We start from the raw sequence: 12,405 nt of genomic DNA, 5'->3' as shown, positions 1-12,405 counted from the left end.
ACACGGCTGCCGGACCACCACCGGCCGCACCACCCGCCGAGCCAGCCGTGGCTCGGCGGACTTTGATGCTGAGCCTGGCCACCGCCGGGTTCGCGATCAACTTCTGGGCGTGGGCGCTGCTGAGCCCGCTGGGCCCGCTGTTCAAGGACGCCCTGAAGCTGACCGCGTTCCAGCAGGCGCTGCTGGTCGCCGTCCCCGTGGTGGTCGGCTCCCTCGGCCGGATCCCGGTCGGCGCGCTGACCGACCGGTTCGGCGGGCGCGTGATGTTCCCGGTGATCTCGGGGCTGACGATCGTGCCGGTGCTGTTCCTCGGCCTTGCCGGGCATTCGTCGCTGGCCGCGTTGCTGATCGGCGGGTTCTTCCTCGGCCTCGGCGGCACGTCCTTCGCGGTCGGTGTCCCGTTCGTCAATGCCTGGTTCCCGCCCGAGCGGCGCGGGCTGGCGATCGGCGTCTTCGGCGCGGGCATGGGGGGTACGGCGATCAGCGCGCTGACCACCGTGCCGCTGGTAAAAGCCAACGGAGTGGCGACGCCGTTCCTCGTCACCGCGATCGTGCTGGCCGTGTACGCCCTCGCCGCGGCGCTGCTGCTGCGGGACGCGCCCGGACGGACGGTGCCGACCGAGCCGGTGACGCGCCGGTTGCGGGACACTGCTCGGCTGGCGGTGACCTGGCAGGCGTCGGCGCTCTACGCCGTGGCCTTCGGCGGCTACGTCGCCTTCTCGGTCTACCTGCCGGCCTACCTGAAGACCGGCTACGGGCTGGCGCAGGCCGACGCGGCCAACCGGATGGCCGGGTTCGTGCTGCTCGCCGTGGTGATGCGCCCGGTCGGTGGCTGGCTGTCGGACCGTTTCGGTCCGGTCCGGGTCCTCGTCGGCGTCTTCACAGCGGTGACCTTCGGCGCGGCCCTGCAGACTTTCGCCCCGGAGCTGATGCCGCTGGGCACGGTCGCGTTCCTGACCATGGCCGCGGCGCTCGGCGCGGGCAGTGGCGCGGTGTTCGCGCTGGTCGCCATGCTCGCCCCAGCGAACAAGGTCGGCTCGGTCACCGGCGTGGTCGGCGCGGCCGGTGGCCTCGGCGGGTTCATCCCGCCGCTGGTCATGGGCGCCCTCTACGGCGCTTTCGGCTCGTACGCGCTGGGCCTGGCCGCGCTGACCGTGGTCGCCGCGGGCACCCTCGCCTTCACCTCGACCACCGTGCGGCGCTCGCTGCACGCCCACCAAAGCAACGAGAAGGCGGAGCCGCCCCATGTGTGAGTACTGCGGGTGCCAGTCCCTGACCGCGATCGCGGACCTGACCCGGGAACACGACCACGTCGTCACGCTGATCAGCCACGTGCGCGCCGCGCACGCCCGCGGCGACGTCGAGGAGATGGCGGACCTGGCGGGCCGGATCGCCACGGTGCTCGGCCCGCACACGGCGGTCGAGGAGGAAGGGCTGTTCCCGGCGCTGGCCGCCGACTTCCCGGACCACGTCGCCGAGCTGACCGCCCAGCACCGGCTCATCGAAAACGTCCTCGGAGCGGCCGCCGACGGCGTGCCGGCCGACCCGCTCTGGCCCACCCGGCTGATCGACACGCTGCACGTGCTGCGCGAGCACATCCTCGCCGAGCAGGACGGCGTCTTCCCCGCCGCGCTGGGCCACCTCGACACCGCCGACTGGGACGCGATCGAGGAAGTCCGCCGGCGAGTGGGAACCGGACTGGTCAAACAACTGCACTGACCGAACATGAGAGCTGCGTCACCGAGCCGGAGCCACTACCGTCGAGAGGCCCCGGTTGATCGACCCACCTCGCCCTGGCCAGGAGGTACGACACGGTGACCAGCGAAGCCGAGCCCCGGCCGCACGCAGCGGGCCTGGACTCCGAACTGACCGACGCGCTGATCCGCACCCGCCGGTTCTTCACCCGCGCGAACGTGTCGGACGATCTGCGCACGCTGCACAAGATCGGCGGCCGACAGGCCGACGACTTCTACCGGGACCGCTGGAGCCACGACAAGGTCGTGCGCTCCACCCACGGCGTGAACTGCACCGGTTCCTGCTCCTGGAAGGTCTACGTCAAGGACGGGATCATCACCTGGGAGGCCCAGCAGACCGACTACCCGTCGGTCGGCCCGGACCGGCCCGAGTACGAGCCGCGCGGGTGTCCCCGCGGCGCGGCGTTCTCCTGGTACACCTACTCACCCACCCGGGTCCGGTATCCCTACGTCCGCGGCGTGCTGCTAGAGATGTACCGGGAGGCCAAAGCCCGCACCGGCGACCCGGTCGAAGCCTGGGCCGAGATTGTCGAGGACCCCGACCGGGCGCGCCGGTACAAGGCGGCCCGCGGCAAGGGCGGGCTGGTGCGGGCGACCTGGGACGAGGCCACCGAGCTGGTCGCGGCCGCGCACGTGCACACGATCAAGCGCTACGGCCCGGACCGGGTCGCGGGGTTCTCGCCGATCCCGGCGATGTCGATGGTCTCCCACGCCTCCGGCGCGCGGTTCGTGTCCCTGCTCGGCGGGTCGATGCTGTCCTTTTACGACTGGTACGCGGACCTGCCGGTCGCCTCGCCGCAGGTGTTCGGCGACCAGACCGATGTGCCGGAGTCGGGGGACTGGTGGGACGCCGGCTACCTGATCATGTGGGGCTCGAACCTGCCAGTGACTCGCACGCCGGACGCGCACTGGATGGCGGAAGCCCGCTACCGCGGCCAGAAGGTCGTCGCGGTCGCCCCGGACTACGCGGACAACGTCAAGTTCGCCGACGAGTGGCTGCCCGCCCGGCCCGGCACCGACGGTGCGCTGGCCATGGCCATGGGGCACGTGATCCTGCGCGAGTTCTTCGTGGACCGGAAGGTGCCCTACTTCACCGACTACGTCCGCCGCTACACCGACCTGCCGTTCCTCGTCCGGCTCGAAGAACGGGAAACCGGCTTCGTGCCGGGTAAGTTCCTCACCGCGGCCGATCTCGACGAACACGCTGGGGTGGAGAACGCGGCGTTCAAGACCGTCCTGCTGGATTCGGCGACCGGGGAGCCGGTGGTGCCGAACGGGACGCTGGGGGACCGCTTCGGCGAGCAGGGCGCCGGCCGCTGGAACCTCGACCTCGGCGACGTCGTCCCGGAGCTGTCGCTGCACGGCGGGGACGCGGTGGAGGTGACGCTGCCGCGGTTCGACGCACCGGACGGCTCGGCCGCCACCCTGCGTCGCGGGGTGCCGGTGCGGCGCGTCGGCGGTCACCTGGTCACCACGGTGTTCGACCTGCTGCTGGCCCAGTACGGCGTGCACCGCGACGGCCTGCCCGGCACCTGGCCCGCCGGTTACGACGACGCCGAAGAGCCCTACACCCCGGCGTGGCAGGAGGCGCTCACCGGCGTCCCGGCCCAGGCCGCGGCGCGGATCGGCCGAGAGTTCGCGGCCAACGCTGAAGAGTCGCGCGGCCGGTCGATGATCGTCATGGGGGCGGGGACCAACCACTGGTTCCACTCCGACACCATCTACCGGGCCTTCCTCACCCTGACCACCCTCACCGGCTGCCAGGGCGTGAACGGCGGCGGGTGGGCGCACTATGTCGGGCAGGAGAAGTGCCGGCCGGTCACCGGCTGGTCGCAGTTGGCGTTCGGCTTGGACTGGTCGCGCCCGCCCCGGCAGATGATCCAGACCGCTTACTGGTACCTGCACACCGACCAGTTCCGCTACGACGCCTTCGGTGCCGACACCCTGGCCGCGGCCACCGCCGGCGGGCAGCTGGCCGGCAAGACCACCGCCGACGTGATCGCGCAGGCCGCCCGGCTGGGCTGGATGCCGTCGTACCCGACCTTCGACCGCAACCCCCTCGACCTCGCCGACGACGCCGAGCGCGCCGGGAAGCCGGCCGGGGAGTACGTCGTCTCGGAGCTGAAGGCCGGGAACCTCCGGTTCGCCTGCGAAGACCCGGACTCGCCGGAGAACTTCCCGCGCGTGCTGAGCATCTGGCGGGCCAACCTGCTCGGCTCGTCGGCCAAGGGCAACGAATACTTCCTCAAGCACCTGCTGGGCACCGATTCCTCGGTCCGCGCGGAGGAAACCCCGCCGGGCAAGCGGCCGAAGGACGTAGTGTGGCATGACGAGGCACCGGCGGGGAAGCTGGACCTGCTGCTGACGCTGGACTTCCGGATGACCAGCACCACCGTCTTCTCCGACGTCGTGCTGCCGGCGGCGACCTGGTACGAGAAGCACGACCTCAACACCACCGACATGCACCCGTTCGTGCATTCGTTCAACCCGGCGATCGCGCCGCCGTGGCAGACCCGCACCGACTGGGCCGCGTTCCAGGCCATCGCCGACGTCTTCAGTCGCCTCGCCGAGAACCACCTCGGCGTGCGCAAGGACGTCGTCGCGGTGCCGCTGCTGCACGACACCCCCGACGAACTGGCGACGCCGCACGGGCGGGTCCGGGACTGGAAGACCGGTGAGTGCGAGCCGGTGCCCGGGGTGACCATGCCCAAGCTGGTCGTGGTGGAACGCGACTACGGCGCCATCGCCGCGAAGATGCAAGCGCTGGGCCCGCTCGCGGAGAAACTCGGCGCCACCACCAAGGGCGTCACCTTCGACGTCGGCCGCGAGGTCGAGTACCTGCGGCACAAAAACGGCGCCATCCGCGGCGGTCCGGCCGACGGCCGCCCGTCGCTGGTCCGCGATGTGCACGCTTGTGAGGCGATCCTCGCGCTGTCCGGCACCACCAACGGTCATCTCGCGACCCAGGGGTTCCACACCCTCGAACAGCGCACGGGCACGCGGCTGGCGGACCTGGCCGCCGAGCACGAAGGCAAGCAGATCACCTTCGCCGACACCCAGGCCGCGCCGGTCCCGGTGATCACCTCACCCGAATGGTCCGGCTCCGAGACGGGCGGCCGCCGGTACTCGCCGTTCACCATCAACGTCGAACGCCTCAAACCGTGGCACACCCTCACCGGCCGGCAGCACTTCTACCTCGACCACGACTGGATGACCGAGCTCGGCGAAGGACTGCCGGTGTTCCGGCCCCCGCTGGACATGACCGCCCTGTTCGACGAACCCCGCATCGGCGAGCGGACCGAACTGGGCATCACCGTCCGGTACCTCACCCCGCACAGCAAGTGGTCCATCCACTCCGAGTACCAGGACAATCTGTTCATGCTCAGCCTGTCCCGGGGTGGGCCGACGATCTGGATGTCGGACAAGGACGCGGACAAGGCCGGGATCGCCGACAACGACTGGATCGAAGCGGTCAACCGCAACGGCGTCGTCGTCGCCCGCGCGATCGTGTCGCACCGGATGCCCGAGGGCACCGTCTACATGCACCACGCCCAGGACCGCCTCATCGACGTGCCCCTCGCGGAGACGTCCGGGAAGCGCGGCGGCATCCACAATTCCCTGACCCGGCTGCTGATCAAACCGTCGCACCTCATCGGCGGCTACGCGCAGCTGTCCTTCGCCTTCAACTACCTCGGTCCGACCGGCAACCAGCGCGACGAAGTCACGATCATCCGCCGCCGCAGCCAGGAGGTGATCTACTGATGCGCGTCATGGCCCAGATGGCGATGGTGATGAACCTCGACAAGTGCATCGGCTGCCACACCTGCTCGGTCACCTGCAAGCAGGCCTGGACCAACCGCTCGGGTGTCGAATACGTGTGGTTCAACAACGTCGAAACCCGGCCCGGGCAAGGGTATCCGCGAACCTACGAGGACCAGGAACGCTGGCGCGGCGGCTGGACGCTGGGCCGCCGGGGCCGATTGAAGCTCAAGGGCGGCGGCCGGCTGCGCAAGCTGCTGACCATCTTCAGCAACCCCAAGCTGCCCTCGATCGACGACTACTACGAACCGTGGACCTACGACTACGAGAACCTCACCACCGCGCCGCAGCAGGAGCACACCCCGGTCGCCCGGCCGAAGTCGCTGATTTCCGGCAAGGACATGAAGATCTCCTGGTCGGCCAACTGGGACGACGACCTCGGCGGCGCCCCCGAGCACGGCGCCAAGGACCCACTGCTGAAGAACATCGCCGACAAGGTGAAGTTCGAGTTCGAGCAGACCTTCATGTTCTACCTGCCGCGGATCTGCGAACACTGCCTCAACCCCTCCTGTGCCGCGTCCTGCCCCTCGGGTGCGATCTACAAGCGCAGCGAGGACGGCATCGTGCTGGTCGACCAGGACCGCTGCCGCGGCTGGCGGATGTGCGTGTCCGGCTGCCCGTACAAGAAGGTCTACTTCAACCACCGCACCGGCAAGGCCGAGAAGTGCACGTTCTGCTTCCCCCGCATCGAGGTCGGCCTGCCGACGGTCTGCGCGGAGACGTGCGTGGGCCGGCTGCGCTACATCGGCCTCGTGCTCTACGACGCCGACAAGGTTCTCGAAGCGGCGTCCACCCCGGACGAACACGACCTCTGCGAAGCCCAGCGCGAGGTCCTGCTCGACCCGGAAGACCCGCGGGTGCAACGCGAAGCCGAACGCGCGGGCATCCCGCGGGACTGGATCGAGGCCGCCCGCCGGTCCCCGATCCACGCGCTCATCAACACCTACCGGGTGGCGCTGCCGCTGCACCCGGAATACCGCACCATGCCGATGGTCTGGTACATCCCGCCGCTGTCGCCGGTCGTGGACATCGTGCGCGACACCGGCCACGACGCGGAGGACCACGGCAACCTGTTCGCCGCGATCGACGCGCTGCGCATCCCGGTGGAGTACCTCGCCGAGCTGTTCACCGCGGGTGACGTCGAGCCGGTCAACGCGGTGCTGCGGCGGTTGGCTGCGATGCGCTGCTACATGCGCGACATCAACCTCGGCCGGGAACCGCAGGAGTCCATCGCCGAGAAGGTCGGCATGACCGGTGAACAGCTCTACGACATGTACCGGCTGCTGGCGCTGGCCAAGTACGACGAGCGCTACGTCATCCCGCCCGCCCACGCCGAGCAGGCCCACGGCCTCGAGGAACTCGCCACCGAATGCAGCCTCGACTACGAAGGCGGCCCGGGCATGACCGGCTCCGGCCCGTTCGGCGAAAGCTCCGGCGGACCGTCGCCGATCGCGGTGGAGAACTTCCGCATGCTGCGCGACCGCCAGACCACCGACACCGTCGCCGCGCCCGTGGACAAGGGCAGCCGCGTCAACCTCCTGAACTGGGACGGCAAGGGACAGCCCGACGGGCTCTTCCCGCCCCGCGACCGCCCCGGCGGCGGGGATCCCGCGGGGGAGGGGGAGCCGAAGCCATGACCGTCACCGACACCGGCCGCGCGACGGCCTGGCAGGTCCAGTCGCTGCTACTGAGCTACCCCGACGAGCTGCTGCTCGAGCGCATCCCGCTCCTGCGGGCCGCGTCCGCGACCTTGCCCGCTCCGCTCGGCGAGCCGCTGGCGGCCTTCCTCGACCACGTGGCGGCCACCCCGCTCACCGAGCTCGCGGCCGACTACGTGGCGACGTTCGACCACCGCAAACGCTTCAGCCCCTACCTCACCTACTTCGCCTACGGAGACACCCGTAAACGCGGCATGGCCCTGCTGCGGTTCAAGCACGCGTACCGCGCTGCCGGGCTGGAGCTGGACGACGGCGAACTGCCCGACCACCTCGCCGTCGTCCTCGAGTTCGCCGCCGCCGGGCAGGCCAAGACCGGTCTGCGGCTGCTGACCGAACACCGCGCCGGGCTCGAGCTGATGCGGCTGGGCCTGCGCGAAACCGGCTCACCGTGGGCGCACGTGCTGGAATCCGTTTCCGCCACCCTGCCCCCGCTGAGCGGCCGCGAGCACGACGCCGTCGCCCGCCTGGCCGCCGAAGGGCCTCCCGAAGAAGAAGTCGGCCTGGCGCCCTTCGCCCCGCCCGAGTACATGCCCGACCCCGAAGGAGCCCGCCGATGACCACGCAGCTCCTCGCCGAAGCCGCCGACGCGCCGCTCAGCGCACTGGACATTCTGCTGTGGGTGGCGGTGCCGTACGTGTCCATCGCGGTGTTCGTCGTCGGCCACTACTGGCGCTACCGCTACGACAAGTTCGGCTGGACCACCCGCTCCTCGCAGCTCTACGAGCGCCGGCTGCTGCGCCTGGGCAGCCCGCTGTTCCACTTCGGCATCCTGCTCGTCGCCCTCGGCCACGTCGGCGGCCTGCTGATCCCGAAGTCCTGGACCGAAGCCCTCGGTGTCAGCGAGACCGCCTACCACGCGATGGCCGTGACGCTCGGCGTGCTCGCCGGGTTCTGCACCCTCGCCGGCGCGGCGATCCTCGTCTACCGCCGCCGCACGGTCGGGCCGGTCTTCTCCGCCACCACCCGCAACGACAAGGTCATGTACGTCCTGCTGGTCGGCACCATCCTGCTCGGGCTCGGCACCACCGTACTGGGCAACCTCACCGGCCACCCGCACGACTACCGCGAAACCGTCGCCCCCTGGTTCCGGTCGATCTTCGCCTTCCAACCGAAGACATCGCTGATGCTCGAAGCTCCGCTCGGGTTCCAGCTGCACGTCCTGGCCGCCTGGGCGCTGTTCGCGTTCTGGCCGTTCAGCCGCCTCGTGCACGTGTTCTCGATGCCGCTGGGCTACCTCACCCGCCCCTACATCGTCTACCGCAGCCGCGACGCCCAGCTCGGTAACCGCAAACCCCACCGTGGCTGGGAAAGCGCCAAATGACCGCTCACCCGAACGTCAACCCCAGTGAGTGAACTCGCCGGTGAGCTTCTCAAAGAAGCCCGCGCCCACCGGACCGCGCGGACCCTCGTCACCGGCACCCGTGCAGCGAGCCACCCTCATCGCGCCGGCCGAGGGCGCCGAGCTCGCCGAACACGACGCGCCCTCGCGGATCGGCACCGGACGGGTGCCGCTGCACACCCGCGATTACACATGGGGCCTCGAACACGACGACCTTGTCCGCGTCCCACCCGAACGACACGGACTGACCGTCCTCGCCGACACCGCCGTCCCGCTCACCATTCGCGCTCCACTGACCACCGCGGCGAAACCCCGGACCGCTCAGCGTGGGAAGTGTGGAGCCGACGAGGGCTACCGGCACCTGCTGGGGTAGAGCCACCGGCCACCGGTTTGGGCTGCCCACCACTTCGGTGGCCGCACACGAGGCAGGGGGTAGCGTTCCGGCTCGGGGAGTTCCGGGCTGAAGGGAATACTCAGCTGGGAGATCATCTTGGTCAGGTGTCGAGGAACGGCCGGGCCGGACATGGGCAACCCGTTCTCGACGAGCACCGGCAGGGCGCCCGCGCCGATAGTGGACCATTCGTCCTGCCACGCTTGAATGCGTCGCCATGCGCTGGTGGTGATCGGTCCGCGGCCCGTGCTCACCGCGTAGCCGTACAATCGCAAGGGGTCGGAAGTGGAATGGCCACGAAGAATGGGTCCGGCCAGCGGGTTCCGTAGCGTCTCGGGGTCGCCGATGTCCGCTTTGCGGCACCAGTACGCCCGGAACAGCAGTCGTCGCACGTCGTCGGCCACGCCCGCGCCGTATGCCTCGGCATACCCGACGACGGCGGCTTCCGTCTTCGGTACGAAGTCGGGCATCGTCCAGTCCAGTTGTTCGTCGGGCTGGAGCATGTCGAGTGTTTCGGCGAGCTCGGCCTCCAGCGTGAGCCGGCTGTCACTGTCGAGTCGACGGCCGGTTACCGGCAACCACGGTGCGTCCTCGACAGCGCGCCAGTCCACGTCGATCCCGGCTCCACGCAGCGCGTCCACCCGGCCGCTGGTCAAATAGCACAACGGGCTGCTGAAATCCGCATATACGATCAGGTTCATTTGATTCCTCTCGGAGAAGGTCGCGTACATCATTCGCGTGGCGCGATCGTTATCAATTCACCTTCCAGTCGGAAGCGGATTGGAATTCACGGTTTGGCGATGATGCTGCCCGTCGCGCCGCGTTCAGCGTCGGCAAGCTCGCCGCCTCCTTGGCCGCGGCGAGCCAGCGCAGTCCTTCCTCGGCCAGGGTGGACTTGTAGCCACCGAACGCCGCCACGTACGGCACCGTCAGCGGGACCAGGGCGCACACGTGCACGATCACCAGCGGCCGGTCGTGCGGAGCCGTCCACGCCGACCACGACCGGCCCGGGGTATCGGTCAGTTCCGTCATCGCGTCCCTCGTCGGCCTGCTCGGGCGATCGGCCGCCACCATGCTGGCTCCGGCGCCGGCCCGGTCGGGAGAGACGAAAGACCCCGCGTGCGGCGCTCTGGTGATCTATTCCGCGAGGCGGTGGCGGGGTCGGGTGGTCTCGAGCAAACCAGCATCTCGCGGATCCGGTGCGGTGTTCCTGCGTAATCACGCTTTTCGTCGCTACAGCACCTGATCTGGCGACCTCCGGCGGCCCGGCCGGTATCGATCGGATGGTTCCCCGGCCCTGGTGTGATCATTTTGTCACCCGGATAGGGAGGGCTGGCAAACCTGCTCGGCGGTGCCGGACCCTGTCCAAGCCGGCCCACACTTGTTCGGTCGCCGGAACCACGCCGGAGAATGCGGTTTACCCGCCCCTTGTTGAGGCCCGTCAACGTTCGACCGCAGGAGGATGATCCATGTACAACGTCCGCATCCGGTCTTCCGTGGGCAGGTGGTGACTGTGGCGGAGTTGTACTTCCCGTTCCCCGTTCATTCCGAGATCGGGCACGAGGATTACGACCGGGAAGCCGCGAGGTGGTTGTCGCGGTGCAGCGACCTGCCGCAGGAGCAGCTGGATGCGATCGTGGGTTCCCGCGTGGCCGCGGCGACGGCGTTCCTGGCGTCACCGGCGACCCCGGAACTGCTCAAGCCGACCGCGGTGTGGTCCGCGGTTTACCTCCTCGTCGACGACGTCCTCGAGGCCGCGCCCAGCGAGGAGGCTGCGATCATGGCCGCCTGCGGCCAGCGCGTCTGGGATGACCCGAACGGACCCGTGCCTGATACTCCGATCACCGCTGTCGTGCAGCAGAACGCCCGGGAGCTGCTGACACTGGCAACACCCGCGCAGCGCCAGCGGCTGAGGGCGACACACCAGCAGTACTTCGCCGCGATTGTCACCGAGCACCTGCTCGAGACCGTGGAGCAATCGCCGTCGGTGGAGGTGTACGCCGGGGTGCGCGAGGCCGCATCGATCATGGCTGCCCTCTCGGCCGTCGTGGAGTTTGCCAGCGGCATGGACATTCCCGAGCACGAATACCACAGACCGCAGGTGCGGGCATTCTCCCAGGCTGCTCACCTTGCAGCGGGCTGGACCAACGACGTCGTCGCTTTCGCCAAGGACGTTCGGGAGGGCCACCACAACCTGGTCACCGTGTTGGCCCATCGGTCAGGTCGCGACGCGCGCGAGAGTGTCGACGCCGCCGTGGCGGTGATCAGCAGGGCCCTCTACGCCATGAACGAGCTTTCGCAGATACTGCTGCGCGAAGGAAGTCCTGCACTGCGCGCTTATGTGCGGTCCATGATCCGCTTGGTGGGCGTGTTCATTCCGTGGCAACTACGCTCCCCTCGATACGCGGCCGTTCAGACCGACGAGCCTCTGACCATCACCAGCATTCCCCCCGCCGACGCCCACGTGCCACCGGACATCGCGGCGATCGCCTGGTGGTGGGACCACCTCCCCGTGCGGGACGCGGTATGACCGCGCCGGCGTTGGTCGAGGCGCACCGGATGCTGCGCCGCTACTCCACCACCTGGTACGAACCGACTCTGGCCATGCCGGCGGGGTTGGACGAGGCGATCACGGGCGCTTACCTGTGCCTGCGCGCGATCGACGAGATCGAGGATCACCCCGAACTCGGCGCGGAGGATCGGAGTGCGCTGCTGGAAGGGGTGGCCCGCACCCTGGAGTCCTCGATCACCGATCCCCGGCTGGACCGCGTGTTCGCCCCGCACCGTGAGAGCCTGCCTGAGGTCACTCTGCGCCTGGCCGAGTGGGCGGCGGTGATCCCGGACGGTATTGAAGCTCGGGCGCTGGAGACTGTCGCTGTCATGGCCGCCCGCATGTCCGCCTGGTGTCGTCCGGGGGTGACCATCCGGACCGAGCAGGACCTCGATCGCTACACCTATGCGGTGTCCGGCACCGTCGTGATGCTCTACAGTGACTTCTGGTCCTGGTACGACGGAACCGACACCGACCGGACCAACGGGCTGCACTACGGCAGAGCGTTGCAAGCAGGCAACATCTACCTCGACCACGACGAAGACCTCACCCGTGGCGCGGACTACTGGCCGAACGGCTGGCACGCGGCCGAGATGATCCGCTACATCCGCAGCAACCTGGCCGGCGCACAGGCGTACATCGATGCCATGCCCGAGCAGAGCCACGCCCGCCGCTTCTTCGGACCGCCCCTGCAGCGTTACCTGGGCAAGCTGGCTGAGGTACGGCAAACGAGCCAAGCGGGGTAGTCAGCCTGACCGCGCTGCTTGCGGTGCCGTGCAGGAGCATCCTCCGCGGAGTGCCTCACCACCGTGGCCGACGAGGAGGTGCTCCCC

11 protein-coding genes are annotated in these 12,405 nt (G+C 69.3%); 9 read left to right on the top strand and 2 right to left on the bottom strand.

Translation table 11 applies throughout. The annotated features are described in order from the left end of the window. The first annotated feature begins 65 nt into the window (after positions 1 to 65). From H4696_RS16775 to H4696_RS16745, 7 genes are all read left to right on the top strand, one after another. Positions 66 to 1,253: an MFS transporter gene (locus H4696_RS16775; RefSeq protein ID WP_192782345.1), complete on the top strand. Its 1,188-nt coding sequence runs from the start codon at positions 66 to 68 to the stop codon at positions 1,251 to 1,253. Continuing rightward, positions 1,246 to 1,719, top strand: coding sequence for a hemerythrin domain-containing protein (locus tag H4696_RS16770; protein ID WP_086858406.1), 474 nt, complete (start codon positions 1,246 to 1,248; stop codon positions 1,717 to 1,719). The genes H4696_RS16775 and H4696_RS16770 overlap by 8 nt, the downstream gene beginning before the upstream one ends. Before the next feature lie 95 nt (positions 1,720 to 1,814). After that, a complete protein-coding gene (locus tag H4696_RS16765) occupies positions 1,815 to 5,516 on the top strand; it encodes a nitrate reductase subunit alpha (protein ID WP_249026935.1) in 3,702 nt (1,233 codons plus the stop codon). Next, positions 5,516 to 7,210, top strand: coding sequence for a nitrate reductase subunit beta (narH, locus tag H4696_RS16760; protein WP_086858405.1), 1,695 nt, complete (start codon positions 5,516 to 5,518; stop codon positions 7,208 to 7,210). The genes H4696_RS16765 and narH overlap by 1 nt, the downstream gene beginning before the upstream one ends. Continuing rightward, the gene (gene narJ, locus H4696_RS16755; protein WP_086858404.1) at positions 7,207 to 7,848 is read left to right on the top strand and encodes a nitrate reductase molybdenum cofactor assembly chaperone; all 642 of its coding nucleotides are present in this window, start codon (positions 7,207 to 7,209) and stop codon (positions 7,846 to 7,848) included. The genes narH and narJ overlap by 4 nt, the downstream gene beginning before the upstream one ends. After that, entirely contained in the window at positions 7,845 to 8,612 is a 768-nt protein-coding gene (narI, locus tag H4696_RS16750; RefSeq protein ID WP_086858403.1) for a respiratory nitrate reductase subunit gamma, read from the top strand. The genes narJ and narI overlap by 4 nt, the downstream gene beginning before the upstream one ends. 100 nt (positions 8,613 to 8,712) lie before the next feature. Further along, the gene (locus H4696_RS16745) at positions 8,713 to 9,003 is read left to right on the top strand and encodes a cupin domain-containing protein (protein ID WP_192782344.1); all 291 of its coding nucleotides are present in this window, start codon (positions 8,713 to 8,715) and stop codon (positions 9,001 to 9,003) included. On the opposite strand, the gene H4696_RS16740 is transcribed toward H4696_RS16745, so the two are convergent. Both H4696_RS16740 and H4696_RS16735 read right to left on the bottom strand, forming a co-directional pair. Further along, positions 8,982 to 9,722, bottom strand: a complete 741-nt coding sequence (locus H4696_RS16740; RefSeq protein WP_158104287.1) for a DsbA family oxidoreductase — start codon at positions 9,720 to 9,722, stop codon at positions 8,982 to 8,984. The genes H4696_RS16745 and H4696_RS16740 overlap by 22 nt on opposite strands. A 52-nt stretch (positions 9,723 to 9,774) precedes the next feature. Further along, positions 9,775 to 10,053 (bottom strand): hypothetical protein, encoded by a 279-nt coding sequence (locus tag H4696_RS16735; RefSeq protein WP_086858401.1) that lies wholly within the window; start codon positions 10,051 to 10,053, stop codon positions 9,775 to 9,777. A 481-nt stretch (positions 10,054 to 10,534) separates the two neighbouring features. Here H4696_RS16735 and H4696_RS16730 point away from each other — a divergent pair, with 481 nt between their 5' ends. Next, the gene (locus tag H4696_RS16730; protein WP_086858400.1) at positions 10,535 to 11,551 is read left to right on the top strand and encodes a terpene synthase family protein; all 1,017 of its coding nucleotides are present in this window, start codon (positions 10,535 to 10,537) and stop codon (positions 11,549 to 11,551) included. Then, positions 11,548 to 12,318 carry a squalene/phytoene synthase family protein gene (locus tag H4696_RS16725; RefSeq protein ID WP_086858399.1) on the top strand — a complete coding sequence of 257 codons (771 nt, stop codon included), beginning with the start codon at positions 11,548 to 11,550 and terminating at the stop codon, positions 12,316 to 12,318. Before H4696_RS16730 ends, H4696_RS16725 begins: the two co-directional genes overlap by 4 nt. Positions 12,319 to 12,405 lie beyond the last annotated feature (87 nt).

The organism is Amycolatopsis lexingtonensis, assembly GCF_014873755.1.
Taxonomy (GTDB): Bacteria; Actinomycetota; Actinomycetes; order Mycobacteriales; family Pseudonocardiaceae; genus Amycolatopsis; species Amycolatopsis lexingtonensis.
The sequence above is the reverse complement of the archived record's forward strand: the minus strand, read 5'-3'. Positions and strand labels throughout refer to the sequence as shown.